Origin of the sequence: Mesonia sp. K7 (assembly GCF_003233725.1) — a bacterium.
Taxonomy (GTDB): domain Bacteria; phylum Bacteroidota; class Bacteroidia; order Flavobacteriales; family Flavobacteriaceae; genus Mesonia.
Genome location: NZ_QKQV01000001.1, coordinates 260015 through 285522, shown reverse-complemented (window position 1 = coordinate 285522; position 25508 = coordinate 260015). Strand labels below are relative to the sequence as shown.

Genomic DNA, 25508 nt, shown 5'->3' with positions numbered 1-25508 from the left:
CTATGCTAGAGCAACTGCAAGAATGGGATCGACAACTTTTTCTTTACCTTAACGGATTAGGTGTTGAACGTTTTGACCATTTTTGGATTACTGTTACCCAAGAAGAAACTTGGATTCCGCTTTACTTTGTTTTTATAGGGTTGTTGTTTTTTTCTTATCGAGGAAAAAAGAAGTTTCATGCAGTTTTGGCTTTGTTTGCAACTTTTCTCATCACTTTTGGTATTACACGTCTCATCAAGGCATTTATTGCGAGAGTTCGCCCGAATAATGTAGATGAGTTCAAAGACGTTATTCGTATTTTACAACAACCAGAATACTATAGTTTTGTTTCTGGCCATACTTCTTCTTCGATGGCGGTCACCACCTTTATGGTCTTGCTGTTAAGAAAAAAATACAAATGGGTATATGTTTTTTACCTTTGGCCTTTATTGTTTGCATGCAGCAGAGTGTACGTAGGGGTACATTATCCAGGTGATTTGTTAGGTGGTGCAATTGTTGGGGTTTTAATTGCTATTTTCTGTTACAAACTCTTTAAAAAAATCGCGCGTGAAGATTTACACGAAGTAGTATAGGAGAAATCTAATTGTCTATTAGGATTTCTTTATAAACTATTCTTAACAACATCGGTTCTTCTGTTTCAATTTCGTGCCACTTTGTTTCTATTGTTTTTGGGAGATTATTTTCATTATAAGTGTAAATCCATTTTGTGCCACTACCTCCATTGCTGGTCATATTGTTTTCAGAATAGTTTTTTTCTAGCAATGCTTCCGTACCAAAATAGGGAAGAGGTTCAAATTGAAAAATTTTCCCAATACCAAAATCGGGCTTATGATAGCTATCATACGTATAGTCGGTAATCACTTCTATATACTCGTTTTTACGATTGGGGGCTACCTTTCTTTTATTGGCTATAGAACCGTCATCTGGATATCTTACTTTAGTCTGCATAATATTTTGAGTGTTATCATACATAAAAGTAATCAAGGGTTCTTGCTCTGCAGAAGTAAATGAAGTTAACTTTCCATCTGCATCATATGTATAATTTACCGTATTTATCAAATATTCATTTTTATAGGTTTCCTGTTTGTAAATATGACCTTCCTCATTGTAAAAAATCTTGATTTGGTGATTAAATTGAGGGAAATTATAGTCGATGTATATGATTTTTGAAATTTTACCTTCTACATATTCAAATTCGTAATCAGAACTTCTATCTGTTGTTGGGTCTGTAGTAACTCTTTTGATTAATTGATTATTTTCATTGTAATGATAAACAGCTAATAGGTTATGATTGTAATCGTATATTCTATCGACAAGGTATTTTTTTTGTACTTCTGTGATAGAATTGTTATCATCATTCTGACAACTAAGTATTAAAAATAGGGAGAAGCATACGAAAATTTTTAAAGGATTTTTCATCTTTTGTTGGTTTTATTATAAGATGCATTTTATTGAGAATGGTTGCGTCCTTTTTCTTACTATATAATTTACTTTATTCTCTTCTCTTCATCGGAAAAGAGATGTTTCTCTCTAGACCATTTTTAATACCTAGGATTTCTGCTACCATAGAATCTGTCTTGATTCTTTTATATTGAATTACTTGTGGAAAGTCATGTTTGGGATTCTCAAATTTAACTGATAAATCGGTTATGGTTTTCATGACAAATTTTACCGGTTTCTCGTCGTTTTGATTTTTTACGGTAGGAATATAAAACAATTGATCATCCTCTTGAAGCAGTTTCATGCTTTCGAAAACAATCGTATCATTTCCTTTTAAGGTATAGCTTTTTCCTTATAAATTCATTTAGGTTTAATTTTTTCCACGTTTCGTAAACAAGTCCTGTTTCTGTTTTGTTTTCCCAAGTTCCGAGGAGCCAATGTAAATTTGTTATAGGTTTTCTGATTGTAGATCTACATGATAAAATACAAATAGCCATAAGTATGAAAAATGCTTTTTGTAAGGTCATATAAACAATTTTAGAATACATCAGCCTCAAAATCCAATACGATAGAATTCATACAAAAACGTTTGTATGTTGGTGGAGGGCCATCATCAAAAATATGTCCTAAGTGGGACTCGCATCTCCCACATAACACTTCAGTGCGCTGCATCCCGATAGAATTGTCCTCTTTATATAAAACACTATTAGGCTTTACCGCTTCAAAAAAACTAGGCCAACCGCAACTGCTTATAAATTTCTGGTCAGAACGGAATAGTTTGTTGCCACATACTGCACAAAAGTAAGTTCCTTTGGTTTCGGTATTCCAATATTGACCTGTAAAGGCTCTTTCGGTACCTTTTTCTCTCGCAATGTGGTAAACTTCGGGAGATAATATTTTTTTCCACTCTTTATCACTTACGTTTAATTTGGTCGTGTCAGTTCGAGAATAATAAGGGTTGTCTTGTTGTTCGTTAGAACCTTTTTTTGATTGGCTATTACCACAATTAGTCATAAAAACGAATAAAATAAATGAATATAAAACTTTCATAAAGCGTAATTTACTTTATAAAATATACGAAAATTAGGTGAAATAAGATGTTTTATTTTACTCTAGTTACTGTTAAACCATCTCTTATGGGTAGCAAAACCGTTTCTACTCGCTCGTCTTCATTGATCATTTGGTTGTATTTAATGAGGGTTTGCGTATCGATATCGTCTTTTTTAGGTGTTTCCAAAACTTTACCACTCCATAAAACGTTATCGGTCAAAATAATTCCACCTTGTGTCATTTTAGGTAAAATCATTTGGTAATAGTTGATGTAATTATGCTTGTCAGCATCAATAAATACCAAATCCAATTTTTCATTGAGTGCAGGAATAATCTCTAGCGCATCACCAACGTGTTGTGTGATTTGTTTTCCAAAACCAGATAAATTAAAATATTTTCGTTGGAAATCGTACAACTCTTCGTTGATATCGATGGTATGAATTGTACCATTTTCTGCCAAACCCTCTGCAAGACAAAGTGTAGCGTAACCGGTATAAGTGCCAATTTCCAACACATTTTTGGGCGAAATAATTTTAGAGAGCATACTCAACATCCGACCCTGGAAATGCCCGCTTAGCATACGTGGTTGTAAAATCTTCTGATGCGTTTCTCTGTTGAGTTGCTGCAATAACTCAGGTTCTGCTTGCGAATGCTTTTCTACATAGTCTTCTAGTTCTTCTGGCAGAAAATTCATGAATTTAAAATTTTGTGGACCAATTTTTCTTTACCTGCTTGGTCGTCGCCAAATAACCATTGCAATACGTTGTCTTCCCAAATGGCATCACATTGTTCTTTAGTTAAAATTTCACGCTCTACCGCTAAGTCTAAGATTTTGCCAGGATAAGAAGATTGTGGGGCACTTTCCATTTCGCCAAGTGGATAAGGGTCATCTAGACCAGCAATAATTTGTTTTGGTTTTTGATTTTCTACTAAGAGCTTTAACGAACCAGTGTCGTGAACCAAGGTGTCAAAAAAGATGTTTTTATGACCTACTGATTTTCTCGGGTGTGTTTTTCCTTCAAATAAATCGGGTCTTCCGTCAAAACCTTGTATTCTTCTACCGAGGTTGATTTGCGCCAATTGTCCGCCGTGAGCGAAACAAACTCGCATATTAGGGTATTTATCAGGGTAACCGTTTAAAGTTAAGAAGTGATATGCATCGGCACATTGTGCCAACATCCAGATGAGGTGAAAACGCCAAGCGGTATTTTCTAATTTGATAAATTTTTCGCCGTCATACGGGTGAATTTCTACGGCTAAATTGTACTTGTTTGCCATTTCGAAAATCGGCTCGTTCTCTTCATCAAAAATACAACGCCATGTTCCAACGCTGTCCATATAATGTGTCGGAAGGCAAAGTAGTCGCATTCCTAAAACCTCGACACAACGCTCTATTTCCCAGAGCGCACCACGCACAAAAGCTGGATGCACCACAAATCCGCACGTAAATTTTGAAGGATGATCGTGCTGGATACGCGCATTAAAATCATTTTGAAAACGAAGTGCTTGTTTGAGTTCTTCTACACGCAAACCGTTTCCATAGAGTTGGGAAAGATTAAGAACAACGGCATGATCTATTTTGTAGCGTTCCATCCATTCCAACTTTTCTTTAAGGAAAAAACTGGAATCGGTTACTGGACGTTTCCAATTTTTTTGGAGCATAAATTTGCGTTCGTCATCTACCCAAAAAATCTCTTTGTCTTTCATAAACTTAGGGATTTCCTCTGGGTAAGGCAGTAAATGGGAGTGACCGTTGATTCTTAATTTTCTTTTTTCCATAGTTTAGGGTTTTTAGAAACGTCAGTTCGGGTGATTTCGCTTAAGCGAAATTGTATCGAGAACCAAAATTTTCTTGATATTTTAATCGTATTGAATACAAACGTTTTTAGGTTCAGTAAAAAAGTTGAGGGCGTCAAAACCGCCTTCACGACCAACGCCACTATCTTTCATTCCGCCGAAAGGTGTACGTAAATCTCTGTTGAGCCACGTGTTTACCCAAACAATACCAGCTTCAAGTTCGTTACTTAAACGCATGGTTCGGTTAAGGTCTGAAGTCCAAACCGTTGCCGAAAGACCGTAACGCACATCATTGGCCATTTCTAATGCTTCTTTTTCGGTTTTAAAAGGCATAATGGTTACGACGGGACCAAAAATTTCTTCTTGATTTAAAGCACAGCGATTAGAATTTACTTCAATAACTGTGGGTTCAAGGTAATAGCCGTTTTCAAAACCAGCTACTTTCACTTTGTTACCTCCTGCCAAAATTTTAGCGTTTTGGTTAGGGGCATTTTGTATGTATTCGTAAACTTTGTCGAGGTGTTGTTGCGAAACCAAGGCTCCGAGATTGGTGTTTTCATCGGCTGGATTTCCTACTTTCAGTTTTTTGGTGCGTTCTATAAAATCGGTTTTAAACTTTTCGTAAATACTTTCTTCTACAAAAATCCGACTTCCGCAAAGGCAAATTTGTCCTTGATTGGCAAAAGATGATTTAAGCGTAACAGAAAGCATTTTTTCATAATCACAATCGGCAAAAATGAGGTTAGGGTTTTTCCCGCCCAATTCCAACGACAGTTTTTTAAACATCGGTGCGGCTGTTCTGGCAATATGTTCGCCAGTTTTGGTGCCGCCGGTAAACGAAATGGCTTTGATTTGCGGATGTTCAACAATGGCTTGTCCTGTGGTTTGCCCTAAACCGTGAATAATGTTGAGCACGCCAGCAGGTAAACCTGCTTCGATGCAAATTTTGCTTAACAAATAAGCCGTCATTGGGGTAACTTCGCTTGGCTTGGCAACGACACAGTTTCCTGCAGCAAGAGCAGGAGCAATTTTCCAAGTAAAAAGGTATAATGGTAAATTCCACGGTGAAATACAGCCCACTATGCCAATGGGTTTTCTAAGCGTATAATTGATGCTGTTGGTATGTACCGATTCGTGTGATTTACTGTTGTATTGAGTGATTGCTTTCGCGAAAAATTTGATGTTGCTTATCGCTCTTGGGATGTCCACTTTTTGAGCAAGAGTAATGGGTTTGCCGTTGTCTTGCGATTCTGCTTTTACAAATTCATCAAAATTTTGTTCAATTAACTGAGCAATTTTTATGAGCATTTCACTGCGTTCTTCTATGCTGGTGTTAGACCAAATAGGAAATGCTTTTTTGGCTGCTTTTACAGCTTGTTCTACATCCTTTTGATTACTGTTGGGTATTTTCCCGTAAACTTCACCTTTGGAAGGATTGTAATTGTCAATCCATTGGTTGTCTATCGGGTTTTGCAGTTGGTTATTGATATAATTTTGAATGATTTGCATAAGATTTTATGATTGTTTTTTATAAGCGACCACTTTTATTTCAATCAACAAATGTGGATGAGGCAATTGGTGAACGGCAACGGTTGTTCTTGTTGGTCCTGTTTCGTGATCAAAAAAAGTCCCATAAGTTTCGTTATAACCTTTAAAATCATTCATATTTACCAAAAAAGTAGTGACGTCAACGACATCTTTTAGCGAAGCACCTTCTTCTTGTAAAATGCTATCGATATTGTTTAAAACAGCTGCTGTTTGCTTACGGATATCTAGATTGGTGGTACCAAATTCATCTACTTCTACACCTTCAAAAGTATTGTCACTACGACGCGAACTTGTTCCTGAAACATATATAAAATCGCCTACTCGTTTTACGTGAGGATATTTTCCTCTTGGCGTTGCTTTTCCTTGTATTACTTTTCCTTTCATTATTTATACTTTAGATATGAGAAGTTAGATAATAGACTTGAGATTTTTGATTTTTAGATTTGAGACTTTAAGTTTTAGAAAATTTCTTGATTAACGTATAATTTATTTTTTGAATTTCACTTATTTCTTCTAAAATTGGTTCTACTTGTTCTTTTGAAACTAGGTTAAGCCTATAAGCTAAATGAATTTGAGTACATAACTCATTAGTTGATCCATTTGCGATACTTAAAAAATAATTAAACTCTTTATCAGATTTTCTGCCTGCACCTTCTGAGATATTAGAAGGAATTGAAACAGCACTTCTTTTTACTTGACTTGTTAATCCGTAAGTTTCTTCTTTCGGAAAAATTTCTGTTAAAAGATACACTTTTTCAACCAAATCCATTGCTTTTTGCCAAACCGTAAGCTGTTCATAATTGTGCATTACATTTCATTTTAAACCTTACAACATATATTCTTTTTATCACATCTGATCTCTCACATACTCAAATCTAATATCTATAATCTCAATTCTCCAATCTCAAAACCTCTCTACTGAACCCTAAAACTCACACTTCCCAATTTTTCAATTTTTGTTTCAATAGTCTCATTTTCATTGAGGTAAACTGCGGCTGTCGCAGCACCCGCAAGAATGACCATTCCTTTTTTAATTTCTATTTCGGCTTTAGAAGCCAATCGGCTAAGTTCAACGACAGAAACCAACGGATTGTTTAATATCGCTGCGCTCTTACCATTTGCTTTGAGTTCGTTATTGATATAGAGTTCGATGTCCAAATCTGTAATATCAGCATCCAGATCTTGCCATTCACCAATGACATAACCAGTTGAAGAGCAATTATCGGCAACGACATCCTCTAGAGAAAACTTAAAATTTTCGTATCTCGAATCGATGATTTCTAATGCAGGAGCCATTTTATCGATATATTTATGAATGTCTTTTAAACCAATAGCCTCTGTAATATCTTCGCTTACGCGGAAAGCAATTTCTGGTTCGACTCTTGGGTGAATGTATTTTGAAAGTGGGGTGGTTCCTTTTGCGGCGATTTCCATATCATCTGTGAGAAAACCCCAAATCAAATCGTGAACGCCCATTTGCTCCATTTTGGCACGTGAGGTAAAACCAAGTTTAAAGCCAGTTACTTTTTCACCACGTTTTAGTCGTTTATCTATCGAAAGCCTTTGTATTTCATAAGCATCTTCCAGAGAAACTTCATTATCTGCTGCTAGTTGTTGTGTTGCTTTTGCGTGCTTGGCAGCTTGGTCTAATATTTCTGCAATTTCAAATTTATTCATAATGGTTTATTTGGTTTGGTGCTAGAGGTGGTTTAAAATATCATCTTCTTTGAGCACTTCTTGGGTTTCTTTCTTTACCAAAGCTAATTTTTCTTCTAAAGAAAGCTCCTCATTTATTTTTTTGTTAGTCAGTAAATTTAGAATGGCTTTGTCTTGCGCACGGCCAATTTTCATAGCTTCTGCATACGGTATATCTTCCTGGAAAGTTACCAACCGGTATTTTGAAGCATATTCTTCGGGGTGATTTTGCTCGAAAGCGGTTTCTAGCTTCCTTTTTTCCTGAAAAATGTCTGAAGCCGTGTGCTCTTTCATTTCGTGAAAGTTGTCTATCGCCAAATCGGCAATTGCATCCGTATCTTTTTTGCGAATTTTCTGGTAGGTTTTAAAAACTTTTTCCCAATCGCCTTCGTGTTGGTCTAAAACTTCGTCGAGTACCACGACATCTTCAAAAGAAGCGTTCATCCCTTGTCCGTAAAAAGGAACAATCGCATGTGCCGCATCACCAATCAATAGCGTTTTTCCGAAACTGTTCCACGGCGTACATTTAACCGTACCTAGAAATCCCGTTGGGTTTTCAAAAAAGTCTTGGGTTAAAGTTGGCATATGTTCATAAGCGCTCGGATATACTTTTTTGAAATATTCGGTTACTTTTTCGGGTGTGGTCAGGTTTTTAAAATTGTATTGGCCTTCTTCAAAAGATAAAAATAAAGTTACCGTAAAGCTTCCGTCAAGGTTAGGTAATGCAATGACCATGTTTTCGCCACGAGGCCAAATATGCAAAGCATTTTTGTTAATTCTAAATCCGCCATTTTCTGCTGGAGGAATCGTTAATTCTTTATAACCGTGTTGTAAATATTCTTGTGAGTGGCTGAATAAAAACAAACGGTCTTCTTGCATGCTTTTACGCACGACAGAACCGGCTCCGTCGGCGCCAAAAATAATATCTGCCGAAATGGTTGATACTTCTTTGGTTTGGTAGTTTTTAAATTTCGCAACAGCGTTTTGTAAATCAACATCAATGCAATCTTCGTTGAAACGGATTTCTACATTGGGCATTTTTTCGGCTTCGTCTAAAAGCAATCCGTTGAGGTCACCCCGAGAAATCGAGTTGATATATTCGCTGTCCAATCCGCTATACGGCGAAAGAAACTCTTCTTTTCCAAGGTTGTGAATCATACGACCTTTCATAGGTATGCAAAGGTCTTTGGCTTTGCCTTTTAGTCCGACTAGATTCATCGCTTTGATGCCTCGGTCTGAAAAAGCTAGATTAATGGATCGCCCTGCAGAAATATCGGTTTTTCTTAAATCGGGACGTTTTTCTATGAGTTGTATTTGGTAACCACGCTGTGCCAAACGCAAAGCGAGTAAACTTCCGCAAAGACCAGCACCGATGATTAAAATATTTTCTTTTGTATGACTCATTTATTGAAGTAACTTTTTTAGAATTTGAACGAATTTAAACACGTCTTCAAAACTGTTGTAGAGTGGAGCAGGAGCCACACGAATCACGTTGGGTTCGCGCCAATCGCTAATCACTCCGTTAGCGGTTAAATCATCAAAAAGTTCTTTGGTCGCTCCGTGTAGTTTTATTGAAATCTGACAACCTCTTTCTTCTGGGTTTTCAGGAGTGATTAATTGTATTCTAGAGTCATTTATATCTTTTAAAAGATACTCTAGATAACCCGTCAGTTTTTTGGATTTTGCTATGACATTCTCAAAACCTGCTTCATCATATACATCGAGTGATGCACGAATAGCTGCCATTGATAAAATAGGTGGATTGCTGAGCTGCCAGCCTTCTGCACCTTCGATAGCATCAAACTCGTGGCGCATATTAAAACGTGTCGATTTATTGTGTCCCCACCAACCCGTAAAACGTTTAAGTTCTTTGTTGTTGGCGTGTCGCTCGTGTACAAAACAGCCACCAACACTTCCTGGTCCGCTGTTGAGGTATTTGTAACTACACCAAACGGCAAAATCAGGGCCGTTTTTGTGTAAATTAGGTTGGATATTCCCTGCGCCGTGTGCCAGATCGAAACCTACCATGCAGTTGTATTTGTGACCTAACTCGGTGATTTTTTTGATATCAAAAGATTGCCCCGTGTAATAATTGGTTGTTCCGATAAGCAATAAGGCGACTTGCTCTCCTTGCGATTCCATAATTTCTTCTAAATCTTCAAAACGGCAAAGTTCTTCACCTTCTCGCGGTTTCCACAAAATCAAACCGTCTTTTGGGTCATAATTATGGAACTTTAACTGCGATTCTACGGCATATTTATCGGATGGAAAAGCGTCACTTTCGATAATGATTTTATATTTTCTATCGGTAGGTTGATAAAAACTTACCATCATTAAATGTAGGTTGACGCTTAAGGTGTTCATCATCACTACCTCGCTCGGTTTGGCGCCCACGATTTTTGCCATTTTTTCGGTCAGGAATTCGTGGTAGGGCATCCAAGGATAACGAGCGTCTGTATGACCTTCTACGCCATACTTTTGCCAGTCTTCGAGTTCTATATTAAGGTATTCTCGTGTTTTTTTGGGTTGTAGACCGAGTGAATTTCCGCAAAGATAGATATGTGGATTTCCGTTTTTATCGGTTGGGATTAAAAATTGCTCTCTGAATTTGCCTAACGGATCATTTTGATCTTGTTTTTGGGCAAATTCCAGTGAATTTTCATATGAATTCATAGTGTTGTTTTCTCTAAAAATGGGTGTAGCTACAAATTTATGAATAAATATGAAAGCGAAGAATTTTTTATGGTAGATATTCCGCGAAAGCGTAGGTGATGAGGTATAAAAAAGCCCCCAATTTGGAGGCTTTTTGTCATTTAAATTATTTTAGGTTAATCTACTGCATCTTCAATATCATCTGCAGCGTCTTCTACTGCGTCTTCTACTTTTGTTTCTTCTCTACAGCTTACAAAGCTTGTAGATAAAATTCCCATGGCGAATAGTACTAAAAATATTTTTTTCATAATAAAAAATTTAAATTAAGGTTAGTTGGATTATACTCTTCTTCCTGTTAAAAGTCTGTATACTAATAGTATAACAGCAATCACGATAAGGATGTGAATAATGCTTCCTAAGTCAGGGAAAGCAAAATAGCCAACGAGCCAGCCAATAATAAGTAAAACAATGATTAGCCAAATGATGTCTCTCATAATATTAAGTTTTTCAAGTTAGAACTGTATAAATATAGTTTTAAATAAGTCAACTATTCAAAAAATTAACTATATTTTTTGATAGTTTGTTAAATTAAGTTAGAAAAAATGAAAAAGTAATTAAAACTGGTATAGCCAGTTTTTGATGATTTGTTTTCCGTGCTGGGTGAGGATAGATTCTGGGTGAAACTGTACTCCGTAAATTGGTAATGACTGATGTTGAATGGACATGATTTCTCTATTTTCGTCTACAGAGGTCGTTATAAAACCTTTAGGAAGTTGGTCGATTGTCCAAGAGTGGTATCTGCCGACTTTAAATTCTTTGGGCAATTTTGAAAATAAAATCCCGTGATTTTCTGAAACCTTTATTTGGTGAGCAACTCCGTGATAAACTTTATGAAGGTTTTTGAGCGTTCCGCCAAAAACTTCTGCAATTGCTTGTTGGCCCAAACAAACGCCAAAAATATTCTTAGATAAATAGTAATTTTTGATGATTTCGCATAACATTCCTGCTTCTGAGGGAAGTCCAGGTCCAGGAGAAAGTAAAATTTTATCGTAGTGTGCAATCTCATCTAAGTCAACTTCATCATTTCGTACAATCGTAACTTCCGCGTCAAGCGAATCTAAGTAGTGGTATAAGTTATAGACAAAACTGTCGTAATTGTCGATGATGATGACCGAAGGTTTTTTCAAAACAGCGTATGTTATGGTTTGGGTTTTCGACAAATATATAAATCAGATAAATTAAAAAATAGTTACTTTTGAAATAAAAATTTAAAGAAATGAAAGACTTAACACAAGATCAATGGCAAGAACAGCTAGAAAACGACCAAAACAAAATGATTTTGGACGTGAGAACTCCAGAAGAATGGGAAGAAGGTTATATTCCTGGAGCAACATTGGTTGATATTAGAGAGCCACAACAATTTTTAGATAGAATACAAGCTTTAGAGAAAGATAAAAGCTATTATGTATACTGTAAATCGGGAGGAAGAAGTGCACAGGCGTGTCAAATTATGAGTCAGTTGGGGATTGAAAACACGTATAATTTATTAGGTGGATTTTCTGAGTGGAATGGCGAAACTTCAAACAGTTAAGATGAAAAAGCTATTGATGTTATTACTTGTAGGAATGACTGTTTTGTCTTGTGCAAACGAGACTTCCTATAAAAAAGTGAGTCCGCAAGAGTTTGAAAAAATCATTGCTCAAGAAGAAGTGCAGTTGATTGACGTGCGAACTCCAGAAGAATATAAAGCAGGTTTTATAGAAGGAGCAGAGAATATCAACTTTTATGAAGATTTTAAAAGTAAAATAGAGAAATTAGATAAAAGTAAACCGGTGGCAGTTTATTGCAAGAGTGGAAGAAGAAGTGAGGAAGCTGGTTTTCAAATGATAGGCGAGAGTGGTTTTACAGAAGTTTACGATCTCGATGGCGGTTTTCTCGATTGGGAAGAATACCAAAAAAGTAAATAAGCAAAAAACTCACTGAAAAGTGAGTTTTTTTTAAGTCGGTTTTTTTAACAAGGAAATGAATTTAGTTTAGCAGGATAGGATTTCCTGACAAAACTCCGCTTTGAAAAAACTCCAAATAAAAAAACGCTCAAGCAAGCTTGGCGTTTTTTATTGTTGAACTATTTATTCGTGACCTCGCCAGTGTTCAAATTTTTATATTTCACTGTATCTATATGTTTTTGTTTAAAACTTACTATTTTGAAAATCAGATGTATAAATCTATTTTTCTCTAAATAGCTCTACATTAGTCTAATTTAACCGTTACAAAAATCGTAACAAATTTTATATATTTGTGCCTTTAATGTAAAGGTTTTATGGCAAGTTTTAGGTTTTATTATAGAGGGAAAAAAGAAAAGGGTAAAGTTTCAGTTAGGTTAATACATAACTCTTTAGATTGTACAATTTCTACACCTTACTATACTCTCAAAGAATATTGGATTTATAAAACAACTAAAAATGGTAAATCAACATATAAGCATAAAACTCTTGATGAGCTAAAGGGAGGAGCTCAGCTAAAACAGCATAAAGAGAACTTAATAGGCTTCAGGGAGCGATTAGAGAGACAATTAATTACTGATGTAAATGAAGGTTTGCCTATAACGAATGAGTGGCTTAAATCAGCTGTAAAAAAGCATAGTACAGTGTTAACTTCTCAAGAAGAAATATTTGCTGAACAACAAAAGCTGAATAAAGAGAAAACTAAAAAAGAAGAGATTGAAAAGAAGAATAATCTTTTAAATGCAATTGAGTCTATATTTCTAAAATATAAAACAAATAATAAAGAACTCAAAAAATTTAAGACTACATATAATTGGGTCGTTGAATATCAACTATACAAAAACAATTCATCTCAAAAAGAAACTAAATTTCAAACAAAAAACTTCAATCAAGGCTTTATAGACGACTTTAAAGACTGGGCTGTTAATGAGATGAAGTATAAATTGTCTACAGCTGTAGGTCATTTAAAACGAATTAAAAGAGCAATTAAATACGCTGAGTCTATTGAAGATGAAGGAATCGTTAAGCTTCACAGAACAATAAACGATTTAAACTTTGTGACTACTAAAGAACAAGAACAGCAAGAAGATAAAATTGTAGTTAGATTAACATTTGATGAGTTTGATAAAATTGATGATTTAGATTTTGATGATGATGAGGTTTTGAAAGAAGTTCAAAAATGTATGCTTATAGGTGGGGAGACAGGTTTGAGATTTTCAGACTTTGGAAAACTAAACAATGATAATTTAAAAACAACCCTTGGTGGAGTAGAGTATTGGGAGTTTAAAACCAGTAAAACTAAAAAATGGGTGCAAATAACAAAAACAGAGCGATTAGAATATTTTCTTGATAAGTATGGAGACCCAAAAACTGACTATTCTGATAATGAAGATATTTTATTGAATGAAAAAATGAAAGTCATATGTAAAAAAGCTAAAATTAATGAGTCTATTGAAATGGAGATTAGTAAAATCATAAATGTAAAAGGAAAAGAAACACGTAGGTATGTTAGAGGTTTTTATCCAAAATACAAAGGGATTACAACTAGGACTTTAAGAAGGTCATTTGCGACAAACTACTATGGTCTTATGGACACAGAGCTTATTATGAGGGTTACAGGTCATACAGACGTAAAATCATTAAGGGAGTATATTAATGTTCACGATGATAAAATTGTAGCTATTAGTTATGAAAAAATCAATAAAATCCATAAGGATAGAGCTTTGAAATTAAAAAAAGTAGAATAGAATGTTTAAAGAAAATGTTGCTAAGCTTACTGGCTTAGTCGATAAGTATATAAAAGAGAAAGACTCAGAAACTCTAAAGGTAGTTGAAAAGCAAATAGAGTCTCTTCTTTGTGACTTGATAATAGAAGATGAGAATTTATTTATTCCGATTATTTTGGAAAAACTTTTAAAACCATTAAGAAGTCACGTTTTAGAAATTAACAAAAAATATCTATCAGGTCGTTCAAGATACAAAAATAGAGTTGATGAAAAATCCAGAATAACTAACTCTTTTATGAAGAGTGTTCTAAATGTTTATCAAAGGCAAATGAAAAATTATGATTTTTGTCTTGATTCTAAATATGTTGAGCATAAAAATACTATTATCAAACCTTACCCAGAAAACTTTCCAATAGAGTTTATTTCAGAAGACAGTTTTAAAAATATTCTTAATGCTTTAGCTAAAGCAGAGTTAAAGTATTATAAAGAAAAACTTGAGACTTTGGAAATGGATAAATTTAATGCTAAGATTTTTCTTTCTGTAAATGATATAAAAGATAAAATTCAAGAACTTAATAATGATATTTTTGAGACTGCTCCTAAAGTAAATAAACTAGAAAAAAAGGCTAATCAAGAAGAGGACTATATTGATTCGTGGTTTTTGGAAAATCAAATTCTTATTCATCTTAATACTCATAAAAATGCTTTAGAAGAGCTTCTATCCCAATTGAGAGCATCTTTTTATGTTCTTAAATCACTTGAAGAAAGTGAAAGCATTCCTGTTAATGTTTTTGGTCATAAAGATTATGAGTCTTTTGAGGATTTCTATGAAGAAATGGAGTTTTTTTTAGGAGAGTATGTAACAATGGATGAATTAATCAATGTTTTTATTCTAAACAATAATAAACCTCAAAAGAGAATAAACTTGGTTAATGGTACTTTAAATGATTATGCTTATTTGATGAGAAAATTAAAAAGTCTTTTTGCTATAAAATCTGGTGATTATAGTCAATGGTGGGCGGATAGATTTTTGTTTAATGGTGTTGAGAAAAATAAAAAAGCTATATCAACAATGATGAGTAACGAAGAAAATGACTTAGCAAGGAAGTCATCAAAAAGAACTAAAATCAATCAAATAGTTAAAACAATACAGGGTTTCCATCAATAATCCCTCATTATTTAATCTAAATATCTCTAAACCGCTTTAATTAAGCGGTTTTTTTATTCAATATACTCTTTTGTAATCTATTGCTGTCCCACATAATACTCACTTTCTTGCCAATATTAATTTAAAAAAAATACTAATGGAAAATTTGAATTTAGTTCAGGTGACACCTGAACAGTTAGAGCAATTAATAAATAGGATTGTTAAAGAGCAATTAGAAAAATTAAAAGGGTTGTTTAAGATTAAACAAAGCACAGATTATTTAAGTAGAGAGGATGTAGCAACTCTTCTGAAAATAAATAAATCTACACTCCATAATTGGGTGAAGAAAGGAGATTTAAAATCTTATGGTATAGGTGGTAGAGTCTATTTTAAAAGGGCGGAAATAGAGGAAGCAATGGTTAAACTTTAAAAATTATGATTATGAAAAAAGTTTTGATACCGCAATGCATTTTAGAAGATTTGCAAAAAGAAATTAGAAGCACTAACCTCCAAATAGATGTAGCCGTTTTTTTTGTTAGTTTGTTGATTTCTATACCTGCTGAATACAGAATAGATATTAAAAAAGCGATTGAAGATAATGTTCCTTTAGACTCACAAATACTCAAAAGTTATAGACATAATTATGATGATTATATAGACTTTTTGGTTAATAATAATATAATTGAAAAAGTCCGTAATCACGGAGCAGATATTAATCAATGTTCAGTCTATAAAATAAGTGGTTTGTACTCTATTACAGATTTAGTAGAGTATCAGATAACAGATGTGTGTCTTTCAAAAAAATTTGACCAAAATGGTTTAGATAAGTTTGATTTGAAAAAAATGAGATTAAGTGGGCAGTTAAGACCTCACTTAGTTAAAAATTTTGATGAAGATTTGAAGATTAATTTTGAATCGGCTAATAAATTGATTGAAGAGATGAAATTTGAAAGTGAAAAGCAAATTGCTTACTACAAAATGTGTATGCATCAATTTAATAACCAATCTTGGAAATATTCTATTAAACCTGATACAGATAATAGGTTGCATTCTTCTATAACTAGAGTTCCTAAAGCTCTAAGGGAGTTTATTTTTTATGAAAACAAGCATTTAGTTGCTGTTGATATTAAAACATCTCAACCCTATTTTTTAAGTGTTTTAATAAAAGCTATTTTGAAAAAAGATAAAGAATTGTTGAGAAAAATAGGTGCGACTAAAATATTATCAGATGAAGTTATAGAAGGACTCTTTGACCTAAAATTAGATAGAGATGATTTAATAAATTTTGTAGAATCAGTAATTAATCCTGAAGGGGATTTTTATTTATATCTAGGTGAAATTATTGAGATAAAACAAGATAAAGAGGGAAATTATTTCAGAATACGTTCTGCTTTTTCAAATAAGAAAAAGAGGAAAGGTTTATATAAAGAGCAAACAAAAGAAATTTTTCTTAGTAAACGAGAAGCAATAAAAGATTTAGTTATGGAGTTATTATATGCTAGTCCAAAGTATAATACTAAAGAAGCTTCTCAATTTAGAAAAGCTTTTCCAAGTGTACATAAAATAATTCAGTTTTTACATAGAAAAAATGTTCCATTACATCATCTTTTACAGAACATAGAAGCTATTACCTTATTGGATAAGGTAGCAAAAACAATATCGGAAAAGCACCCATATATGCCGCTATTTAGTGTTCACGATTCTTTGGTGACAACAAGTTCTTTTAGTAGATTATTAAAAAAGGAAATGGAAGAAGAAATTAATAAGATTACAACGCTTAAAGTTAAAACAGAATATGAATATTGGAATAAAAGTTAATACTTTATACCCTAATCTAGCAGGAAATTATATGACCTGCTAATTGCTTAATTCACAGGTTTTAGCAGATTTTTTATTCTCCATTTTGTAAACGGTGATACACTTTTTTAATCATATAATTTTTGACAACCATACCAAAATCTTTATCATCCATCATTTTGGTGAAAATATCTTGATTTTGTTCCATTCTTGAAATGAGAGTATCCATAAAAGCATCTTCAAAGCCAAAGCTGAAATTTTCCATCGAATTGTTTTGAGCTTGTTCAGATAAACGCTCATTAGCAACCAAATCTTCTTCAATCTGGTCTAAGAATAATTTATCTGCATCAGTAAAGTCAGTTCCAAACCTTGAGTTAATAATCTGTACAATTTCAGATAGTTTTTCTTTTTCTTCTTTGCTACTTCTTATTCCTGATTCTCCAATATTAGGTAAAGCGTATTCTCCTTTATTCTCAAGTGCTAGATTCTGTTCGTTTTTTTTCTCTAAGCGATAATATTCTAAACTTACTTCATCACTCAGTTGAAAACGGTCAGTTTGACTTTTCTTTGGTAGTTTTTTTATTAGAAAGCGACCATATATGTAAAATTTCTCCAGCTCAATGTCAGAAAAAGGCATAATTTGAGCTAAAAATGAGTAAGTTCTTATAAAGGTCTGTAATGTATGTTTAAAGTTATCTTGTGTATTTTGAGAGAGACCTATAGCTTTATTAGGTGATGTTTCAGTGCTTTCCTCTGGTAATTTTTTATAACGTTCTACAGCAGGGTCGATAAAAGCATTTAGTTTAGCTTGTTCCCTTACATTAAGTAGCTTTGTGTTTTTAAAGTAAATATTACAAAAATTATCAACTTCGGTTTGCCAAATGATTTGAGCTTTCTCTAACTCATTTTTTAAATCATAAAGATGGTTAGGGTCTGTTGTGGTTTCTACAGTAGTCAATTCATAATAAGGCTGAAAAGCTTCTTTTATGTCTTCTGGGTCATTTGTGAAATCTAATACAAAAGTATCTTCTTTTCCTGTACAAGTTCTATTTAACCTAGAAAGAGTTTGCACACATTTAACTCCAGAAAGTTTTTTGTCAACATACATCGTATGTAGTAATGGTTGGTCAAAACCTGTTTGGTATTTATCAGCTACTATCAATAGTTGATATTCATTTGTACTAAACTTTTTAGGTAACTCTTTATCACTAAAACCGTTCATCTCAGCTTCAGAGACTCCATCAGGATAAGCTTCATAAGCTACTTTTCCAGAAAAGGCTACCAATGCTTTAATGTTTTTATATCCTTTTTCTTTAATATATTTATCAAATTCTAATTTATAACGTACAGCGTGAAGCCTTGAGCCTGTTACCAACATTGCTTTTGCCTTACCACCAATTTTTTTAGAAACTATTTGTCTAAAATGCTCAATGATTACTTCTGTTTTTTGAGCTAAGTTATGAGGGTGTAATGATAAAAATCTTCCAATAGCTCTAGATGCCTGTTTTTTATTAACTTTCGGGTCTTCTTCTATCTTTTTAGATAATTTAAAGAAGGTTTTGTAAGGGGTATAATTTTGTAAAACGTCCAAAATAAAACCTTCCTCTGTCGCCTGTTTCATACTGTAGAGGTGAAAAGGTTTTGGTATTCCATCGATATCAGGAGTACCAAAAACTTCTATGGTTTTAGGTTTTGGAGTTGCTGTAAATGCAAAAAAGCTGAGGTTGTCTTGTTTTCCTCTAGTTTGCATAGATTTTCTAATTTCATCTTCTGCATCTTCATCAAGAGCAGAATCTAACTCTATTTCTTCAGCTTCTTCAAGAGATTGAGCAGATAATACTTCTTTCATTTTTTTTGATGTCTCTCCACCTTGAGATGAGTGAGCTTCATCTATAATAACAGCATATTTTCTGTTGGGAATATCTCCTATTTTATCTAAAACAAAAGGAAATTTTTGCAAGGTTGTAATAATGATATTAGAACCTCCTGTAATTGCATCTGCTAATTGTTGTGAGTTTTTATCTATTTTCTGAACAACTCCTTGCTTATGTTCAAATTGATAGATGGTGTTTTGTAACTGACTGTCTAATATTCTTCTATCTGTAATCACAATCACAGAATCAAAAATGCGTTCATTTTGTTGGTTGTGCAAACTCGATAAGCGATAAGATAACCAAGCAATAGAATTACTTTTTCCAGACCCTGCAGAATGCTGAATTAAATAATTTACCCCAGCTCCTTTTTCCTTTGCATCTTTTGTAAGTTTTCTAACCACATCTAGCTGGTGAAAACGAGGAAATATCATTGTTTCCTTTATCTTTGTTACGCCATTTAACTCATATTCTTGAACTTGAAGGTGTAAAAATTTAGCTATTATATCCATAAAGCTATCTTTTTTCCACACTTTTTTCCAAAGATACTCAGTTCTATAACCATCTTTTTTAGGTGGATTCCCAGCTCCGTTTTCATAACCCAAGTTAAATGGCAAGTAAAAGGTTTTTTTACCTGCTAGTTTTGTGGTCATATAACATTGGTCTGTATCTACAGCGAAATGTACTAAGGTACGTTTCTTAAAAGCAAATATAGGTTCGGTAGGTTCTCGGTCAAAAACATATTGTTTTTTTGCGTTGTTTACATCTTGACCAGAAAACTGATTTTTTAATTCTACGCTAGCAATAGGTAAGCCGTTTAAGCTTAAAACAAGGTCTAGTGAGTTATTGCCCTCTCGCTCATAATAAAGCTGTCTAGTGACACTTAAATGATTTTTCTGATATAAGTCTAAGGCTTCAGGGTTAAGTGAGCTTTCAGGCTTAAAATAAGCCATTTTAAACTTCACACCGTAATCTGTAAAACCATTTCTAAGTACATCTAAAGTTCCTCTTAATTCTAATTCACGTAACAAACGTTGAATAACTTTTTCTTGAACATCATTTTTATGAATATTGGTGATTCTTGCCCATTGTTGAGGTTGAGATAATTCTAAAAAATTGGTCACATAGCTGGGAAATATGCCTAATTTAGAGTCAAAATCTTTAGAATAGCCTTTCACATAACCGCCCTCTTCTAATAAAGAGTTTTCTATTGCTTCTTCAAATGTATATTCTGTATGTATTCCTTTAGCCATAAGGTGTATATTATATTCAAAAAGCTTTTATAAGATTTCTTTTAAATAATAAGCAATATCAAATTTTTTAAAAGTTAATGAGTCTGGTGTTCTTGAAGGATGTCTAGGATGAGTGTCTTTGTATGCTAAATCACCATAATTCATCCAATTATAATCATCATTAAGAACCTTATATATTTCTTCGAGACAATATTTAAAATACTTATGTTCAGTAATGTCACCGCCCCAAGCAGCCCAAACATCTTTATAGCTATTCAGTGTCAGTGCTTCTTTAATGAAATAAATGTTATCACTTATTATTTGTTTTTGTAGACTAGGAATCACATTTACTGCATAACGTCCTCTTTGAGGATATAGATTTAGCATTAACCAACCATCATATCCGTTATTTTTTGAAATATTTCTAACTCTTTTTAAAGTATGGTCTAAATTGTTGGGTTCTGCATAATGTGGGTTAATACCTATGCAGATTAAATTCCTTTTGCCTTGTTTACCTAAAGTATATCTTGCGGTATTGTCTTTGTTGGTCTTGTAAATCCATTCATTACTCATTATTTAGTTGGTTTTTGGTTACTATTACTGAATAAGAAGATTATAATATCTTTCTTTTTGTTTTACAGATGAATTGTGAAAAGGTACTTCAAATATTTCAGTTTTTTTATAAACACCTATTTTTCCGTATCTATTCTTGTTAAAGATAGCATCTTTTGCATATCTTCTAAAAGCTTCTCCTACCTTGCTATGAACTAAGCATAATCTTTTAACACTGCTAACTTCTAGTATGTTTAAAATTCTTTGAATATCGTTTGTATTTACGGAAACATAAGTACTGTCTGTTTGTACATCTCTTCTATTTAAATCGGTTACTCCAATAGTCCAATTAAGATGATTAATAGAATTGCTCCCAAAAACCTTAATATCTCCTTCTAATTTATTTTTTATCGGTTGAGTTATGATACCTGAGCGATATAAAACATTCCAGAACGATAGGTTGTTAGAAAACCAATGAGCATTTCTATTTGAATTCTCAGGTGCATTTAATGCAACAAAAAAGATATCCATTTCAGGATAAATATATTCAGATAAATTTACCACTTGCTCTTATTAATAAATTATACTTTCTCCCTAACATCTACTTTACCAGTTACCACTTCACTGATTAAAGTTGTTTTATACTCCCTTAAAAGTTTAATTTCTTTTTTGTATAATTTCTTTAGATTCCGAATTCTACTCATTTCATAATCTATATAATTTACGATTTTTTTTTGTTCTTCGATAGGTGGTAATGGAATTGAAATTTTCTTTAAATCATCAATTTTGAATCTTAACACTTTTAAACCTTTTGCATATTTTTGTAATACCTTACCAATATTTTTTGAATAATAAAATAGATACTTGTTGAAAATGAACCTGTTATCAGGTTTTAGTAATATTTGTTCTCCACCTATCAATCCTAAATCCTTTCTATTATAATAACAAGAATGACCTAAATCTTCGATAGTCTCTGATGTCGATATAAAGATTGTGTCTCCATAGTTTACAACTTGGTTTTGTTTGTAGTACTCACTATTTACATAATAATTAAATGTATCATTTACTTCATTAACTTTATATGTTTTACCATACTGTAAAGCAACATACTCACCTTCATTAAGTAACTCATCTTTTTTTAATCCAGTATTACCCCTGATAAGTTTGGCAATCCAATCAATTCTATGATTGTCCCAATGTTCAGGAATTTTACCCAACCAATCAATACCAGAATCTTTCATTTTCACAGTAGGGTCTAAACCTTTGGTAACGGCTTGATTAATAACAGCAGTTTTCTCTTCTTCTAAAAGTTGAATAAGTTGCTCTTTTTTAGCAATCAACTTATCTATTAAAGCTGTTTTATGGTCAAGATAGTTGGCTATTTGGGTTTGTTCTTCTGATTTAGGAACAACTAGCTTACTTGCTCTAATAAGTTCTTGGTTTAGAATGTTTGCACCATAAATATTTTTATTTGAATTATGTATTAAAATACTTCCTAATAGATAATAGTAATAGTTAAGATTTATATTTTTATCAGGATATATGGCGAAAATTGCCTCATTTGTGTAAATATTTTTTTTAGCAAAAGCCATTTTTCCTACACTTAATTTAAAGCTATATAATAATGAACCTTTAGGAATAATTTCTTTTCCTTCAACAGCTAGGTCAGTGAGTTTTGTAGATGATTCTGACACATACTTCTCGTTTAAATCTGAAATAGTAATCCAATCATTCGTGCCATTTTCGTAGTATTCATTATTGCTAGTTGACGGTGTAAATCCTGTATTAACACTAAATTGATAACTTAATTTTCTAACTTTCCAGTGTTTAGGAACTTTTCCTATCCACTCTATACCAGAGTCTTTATAGTTAGGGTAGGGTTTCATTAGGCTTTTGATTGGTTGGTGTTTTCTTTGTTTGTAGCACTTATAAATGCTTTTTGAGCTTCTTTTAAATAGAATCTATCAGTTTTAAATATGTGCTTTGATAGTTCCTTACACAAGAACTCATATAAATCAAATTCTTCTTTATCAAACGCTATAGGGAAACTTATAAAATAAATATGTTTATAGTCTTTACCAGCAGTACCTCCTTCTCCTTTTTTAACATCGGTTGTAAATATATTTTCTTGTGACAATAATTCAATTACTTTGTCACCATAAATTGTTTTGCTCGGTTTGTGTAATTCAAAAATCAACTCAAAATTATGATGATATAATATACTTTCCATTCTCACCCAAAATCTAAAACCTTCATCTAGGGTTAAGGGTTCGTTTTGCTCTTCTTCATTATTGATTAACTCTTTGCTTTTATTTGGTGGAGTGTAATAGAAATGTTTGCCGTTAGTCGATTTATATTTTGAGCTTGGTTCAAAATTAAACCTCTTAAAAACTCTAAAAACATCTTCATATATGTTTTTTAATAGTTTTGTCTCAGTTTGTTTAAGCTGTTTAATTTCCTTTTCGTGTTTATGAAATTCTTTAATGGAGTTTAGTAGTTTTTGATTCATAAAGCTATTAATATAAATATTATCAATGTTATTGATGTATTCTTTTAGTAATATAAGGTGTTTTTCATTAGCCTTACTAAAATGTTGATAGAGGTTTAGTTGAACTTGTTCTATAAGATTTTTGTGAGTTATACTTTTGAATTCATTCTTTTTCTGAGCATTAAAATTTGCTAAGACCTCTTTGCTTTTTGATAGCACGAACCCAATTTTGTGGGTTGCTTTAACACTATTCCAATAATCTTCTAAATCATTATAAACCCAACTATCAATTTTATTTTCGATGATAATTGCCCAATCACTCTTTTGTTCTTCTTCAGTAACTGTATCTTCTGTTGGGTCTGAGTCAGTTTTACTTTTAATAACAATATCTATGAAATTGCCTTTATCAGTTCTAAGTTCTCTAAATACTTCATACTCTTCAGTGTAATTGATGTTTTTATCTTCGACTTCTAGCATTTCTAAAAGGCTTTCAATAAAAAGAGTAGAAAGGTTGTGCTCTTCTTCTTTATCAAAGTAAAAAGCAAGTAAATTGCTATTTACATTTTCCCATCTAGGAAAACCAACAATATCAAAATAGCTTTTTTGATAGTTAGATTCATCTGGTAGCACTTGAGCTACTTTTGTTAGCCAGTCTAGATTCATCAGGCAATCACTTCTTTGATTAAACCATCAGTCTCTTGTTCTAAAGCCAATATATCAGCTCTTATTTCTTCTAAAGAGCGTAAAGGTTTGTACTCATAGAAATATTTAGTAAAGTTAATTTCATAACCAGTTTTGGTTTTCTTTTTATCAATCCAAGCATCGGGTACGTGTGGTAAAACTTCACGTTGTATATAAGTTTGGATATCCTCGCTCAGCGGTATATTTTCGGTATCTCGCAAACTAGTATCTGGTTTAGGCTTTCCGCTCTTGTCTTTTACAATTCTTCCATTTTCAATGAGAGGTCTTTCAACTGTTACTTTTGCGTAACCAAAATCTTTGTTGTCAAAAATTTTACAGTATTTACCTTCTTCAAAATTTCCATAGATTTCTGTTATTTTCTCAATATGCTCGTCACTCAATTCATTACGCTTGTCTCCAAGAGACTTGCTCATTTTCTTAAAAAACTCTACAGCGTTTATAAGCTGCACTTTTCCCTTTCTTTGCTTCTCTTTATGGTTGTTTAATAGCCAGATATAGGTGCTAATACCAGTATTATAAAACAGCTGGTTAGGTAATGCAATTACAGCTTCTAAGAGGTCATTTTCTATTACCCATTGTCTTATACTACTTTCGTTCTTTTTAGAGCTTGGTGAACCAGAAAATAGGGGTGAGCCATTAAATACAATAGCGAGTCTAGAGCCACCTTCTTTAGGGTTTTTCATTTTTGAGATAAGGTTCATTAAAAATAAAAAAGAACCATCACTCACAGAAGGAAGACCAGCTCCATACCTTCCTCCATGACCTAGTTCTTCGTGTTCCTCTTTCACCTCTTTTTCTACTTTTTTCCATTTCACACCAAATGGAGGATTGGTAATTAGATAATCAAATTTATGATTGATAAATTGGTCACCTTTTAATTTAATTCCATCTTTTCTCTTTAGGCTATTGCCTTTTGCTATGTTAGAAGGATTTTGTCCTTTTATTAGCATATCAGATTTACAAATAGCATAAGATTCAGGGTTTAGCTCTTGACCAAACACTTCTAGTCTCGCATCAGGATTAAGTTCGTTTAAGTACTCTTCTGCAACAGATAACATCCCTCCTGTACCAGCACAACAATCAAAAATAGTTTTTACAATTCCTTTTTGTGTAAGGATTGCTCTATCATTCATAAAGAGTAAATTTACCATAAGACGAATTACTTCCCTAGGTGTAAAATGCTCTCCTGCGGTTTCGTTAGATATTTCTGCAAACTTTCTAATAAGCTCCTCAAACATATAACCCATTTCCATACTAGATACTTTTTCTGGATGAAGGTCTATTTCTTGAAAGCGTTTAAGAACCATAAACAATAGATTGGAATCTTCAAGCTTTGTAATTTGATTATCAAATTCAAATTGCTCAATAATTTCTCTGGCATCTTCTGAAAAACCATTTATATAGTTACGTAGATTAGAGGCTAAATTATTAGGGTCAGCCACTAGTTTATCAAAATCAAATAAACTTCTATTATGAAATTTATAACCAGCAACCTTATTTAATATAGGGTCAAGGTTTTGAACATTCATAGATTTAACTTGATTATATTTTTTGAGTACTTCTTCTTTATTAGACTCTAAAACACAATCTAATCTTCTTAATACGGTAAAGGGTAAAATTACTTTACCATAATCACTTTGTTTATAATCACCTCTTAGAAGTTCTGCTATCGACCAAATAAAATTAGCAGACTCTTTTACATTTGTCATATATAATTATTATACTTTTTACTAATAAAGCTATAAATATAATAACATTGGTAATATGGCTACAATTAATTATAATTGATAATTATTCAATATATAAA

27 protein-coding genes are annotated in these 25508 nt (G+C 32.9%); 7 read left to right on the top strand and 20 right to left on the bottom strand.

From position 1 onward, the window contains the following. The first annotated feature begins 2 nt into the window (after nt 1-2). Complete coding sequence (locus DNG35_RS01335) at nt 3-572, top strand: phosphatase PAP2 family protein (protein ID WP_111125941.1); 570 nt, start codon at nt 3-5, stop codon at nt 570-572. A 7-nt stretch (nt 573-579) separates the two neighbouring features. Here the strand turns inward: DNG35_RS01335 and DNG35_RS01330 are convergent, their stop codons facing one another. The 14 genes from DNG35_RS01330 to DNG35_RS01270 form a co-directional block, all read right to left on the bottom strand. Then, the gene (locus DNG35_RS01330; protein ID WP_111125940.1) at nt 580-1419 is read right to left on the bottom strand and encodes a hypothetical protein; all 840 of its coding nucleotides are present in this window, start codon (nt 1417-1419) and stop codon (nt 580-582) included. 73 nt (nt 1420-1492) lie between these two features. Beyond that, nucleotides 1493-1744, bottom strand: a complete 252-nt coding sequence (locus tag DNG35_RS12255; protein WP_233494430.1) for a DUF6265 family protein — start codon at nt 1742-1744, stop codon at nt 1493-1495. A gap of 233 nt (nt 1745-1977) precedes the next feature. After that, nucleotides 1978-2454: a peptide-methionine (R)-S-oxide reductase MsrB gene (gene msrB / locus DNG35_RS01320; RefSeq protein WP_233494431.1), complete on the bottom strand. Its 477-nt coding sequence runs from the start codon at nt 2452-2454 to the stop codon at nt 1978-1980. An 88-nt stretch (nt 2455-2542) separates the two neighbouring features. Further along, a complete protein-coding gene (locus DNG35_RS01315; RefSeq protein WP_111125938.1) occupies nt 2543-3184 on the bottom strand; it encodes an O-methyltransferase in 642 nt (213 codons plus the stop codon). Then, nucleotides 3181-4269 carry an amidohydrolase family protein gene (locus DNG35_RS01310; RefSeq protein ID WP_111125937.1) on the bottom strand — a complete coding sequence of 363 codons (1089 nt, stop codon included), beginning with the start codon at nt 4267-4269 and terminating at the stop codon, nt 3181-3183. Before DNG35_RS01310 ends, DNG35_RS01315 begins: the two co-directional genes overlap by 4 nt. 81 nt (nt 4270-4350) lie before the next feature. Beyond that, on the bottom strand, nt 4351-5796 hold the full coding sequence (locus tag DNG35_RS01305) for an aldehyde dehydrogenase (RefSeq protein ID WP_111125936.1): 1446 nt from the start codon (nt 5794-5796) through the stop codon (nt 4351-4353). Nucleotides 5797-5802: 6 nt separating this feature from the next. After that, nucleotides 5803-6219, bottom strand: coding sequence for a RidA family protein (locus tag DNG35_RS01300; protein ID WP_111125935.1), 417 nt, complete (start codon nt 6217-6219; stop codon nt 5803-5805). 67 nt (nt 6220-6286) lie between these two features. Then, entirely contained in the window at nt 6287-6643 is a 357-nt protein-coding gene (locus DNG35_RS01295; RefSeq protein ID WP_111125934.1) for a four helix bundle protein, read from the bottom strand. A gap of 107 nt (nt 6644-6750) precedes the next feature. Further along, nucleotides 6751-7512 (bottom strand): 2-keto-4-pentenoate hydratase, encoded by a 762-nt coding sequence (locus DNG35_RS01290; RefSeq protein WP_111125933.1) that lies wholly within the window; start codon nt 7510-7512, stop codon nt 6751-6753. A 21-nt stretch (nt 7513-7533) separates the two neighbouring features. After that, a complete protein-coding gene (locus DNG35_RS01285; RefSeq protein ID WP_111125932.1) occupies nt 7534-8934 on the bottom strand; it encodes an NAD(P)/FAD-dependent oxidoreductase in 1401 nt (466 codons plus the stop codon). Next, entirely contained in the window at nt 8935-10203 is a 1269-nt protein-coding gene (gene kynU / locus DNG35_RS01280; RefSeq protein ID WP_111125931.1) for a kynureninase, read from the bottom strand. Nucleotides 10204-10358: 155 nt separating this feature from the next. Next, a complete protein-coding gene (locus DNG35_RS12300; protein ID WP_255419890.1) occupies nt 10359-10490 on the bottom strand; it encodes a hypothetical protein in 132 nt (43 codons plus the stop codon). A 30-nt stretch (nt 10491-10520) separates the two neighbouring features. Continuing rightward, nucleotides 10521-10676 carry a lmo0937 family membrane protein gene (locus DNG35_RS01275; RefSeq protein ID WP_111125930.1) on the bottom strand — a complete coding sequence of 52 codons (156 nt, stop codon included), beginning with the start codon at nt 10674-10676 and terminating at the stop codon, nt 10521-10523. 120 nt (nt 10677-10796) lie between these two features. Next, entirely contained in the window at nt 10797-11369 is a 573-nt protein-coding gene (locus DNG35_RS01270) for an aminodeoxychorismate/anthranilate synthase component II (RefSeq protein WP_111125979.1), read from the bottom strand. Between the two features lie 89 nt (nt 11370-11458). Between DNG35_RS01270 and DNG35_RS01265 the strand changes: the two genes are divergently transcribed. From DNG35_RS01265 to DNG35_RS01240, 6 genes are all read left to right on the top strand, one after another. Beyond that, nucleotides 11459-11773 carry a rhodanese-like domain-containing protein gene (locus DNG35_RS01265; RefSeq protein ID WP_111125929.1) on the top strand — a complete coding sequence of 105 codons (315 nt, stop codon included), beginning with the start codon at nt 11459-11461 and terminating at the stop codon, nt 11771-11773. A 1-nt stretch (nt 11774) separates the two neighbouring features. Further along, a complete protein-coding gene (locus tag DNG35_RS01260) occupies nt 11775-12149 on the top strand; it encodes a rhodanese-like domain-containing protein (protein WP_233494429.1) in 375 nt (124 codons plus the stop codon). Nucleotides 12150-12502: 353 nt separating this feature from the next. Continuing rightward, a complete protein-coding gene (locus tag DNG35_RS01255; protein WP_111125928.1) occupies nt 12503-13933 on the top strand; it encodes a tyrosine-type recombinase/integrase in 1431 nt (476 codons plus the stop codon). 1 nt (nt 13934) lies between these two features. After that, on the top strand, nt 13935-15080 hold the full coding sequence (locus tag DNG35_RS01250; protein ID WP_111125927.1) for a hypothetical protein: 1146 nt from the start codon (nt 13935-13937) through the stop codon (nt 15078-15080). A 136-nt stretch (nt 15081-15216) separates the two neighbouring features. Then, nucleotides 15217-15489: a helix-turn-helix domain-containing protein gene (locus DNG35_RS01245; RefSeq protein ID WP_111125926.1), complete on the top strand. Its 273-nt coding sequence runs from the start codon at nt 15217-15219 to the stop codon at nt 15487-15489. 11 nt (nt 15490-15500) lie between these two features. After that, the gene (locus tag DNG35_RS01240; protein WP_146228817.1) at nt 15501-16877 is read left to right on the top strand and encodes a hypothetical protein; all 1377 of its coding nucleotides are present in this window, start codon (nt 15501-15503) and stop codon (nt 16875-16877) included. A gap of 73 nt (nt 16878-16950) precedes the next feature. Here the strand turns inward: DNG35_RS01240 and DNG35_RS01235 are convergent, their stop codons facing one another. From DNG35_RS01235 to DNG35_RS01210, 6 genes are read right to left on the bottom strand one after another with little or no spacing between them, the layout of a single operon-like run. Then, a complete protein-coding gene (locus DNG35_RS01235; RefSeq protein ID WP_111125924.1) occupies nt 16951-19980 on the bottom strand; it encodes a type I restriction endonuclease subunit R in 3030 nt (1009 codons plus the stop codon). Nucleotides 19981-20007: 27 nt separating this feature from the next. After that, complete coding sequence (locus DNG35_RS01230) at nt 20008-20532, bottom strand: DUF1643 domain-containing protein (protein WP_111125923.1); 525 nt, start codon at nt 20530-20532, stop codon at nt 20008-20010. A 24-nt stretch (nt 20533-20556) separates the two neighbouring features. Beyond that, nucleotides 20557-21075: a hypothetical protein gene (locus DNG35_RS01225; RefSeq protein ID WP_146228816.1), complete on the bottom strand. Its 519-nt coding sequence runs from the start codon at nt 21073-21075 to the stop codon at nt 20557-20559. Between the two features lie 17 nt (nt 21076-21092). Next, complete coding sequence (locus DNG35_RS01220) at nt 21093-22397, bottom strand: restriction endonuclease subunit S (RefSeq protein WP_111125921.1); 1305 nt, start codon at nt 22395-22397, stop codon at nt 21093-21095. Beyond that, a complete protein-coding gene (locus tag DNG35_RS01215) occupies nt 22397-23662 on the bottom strand; it encodes a PD-(D/E)XK nuclease family protein (RefSeq protein WP_111125920.1) in 1266 nt (421 codons plus the stop codon). Before DNG35_RS01215 ends, DNG35_RS01220 begins: the two co-directional genes overlap by 1 nt. Continuing rightward, nucleotides 23662-25410: a class I SAM-dependent DNA methyltransferase gene (locus DNG35_RS01210; RefSeq protein WP_111125919.1), complete on the bottom strand. Its 1749-nt coding sequence runs from the start codon at nt 25408-25410 to the stop codon at nt 23662-23664. Before DNG35_RS01210 ends, DNG35_RS01215 begins: the two co-directional genes overlap by 1 nt. Nucleotides 25411-25508: the final 98 nt, after the last annotated feature.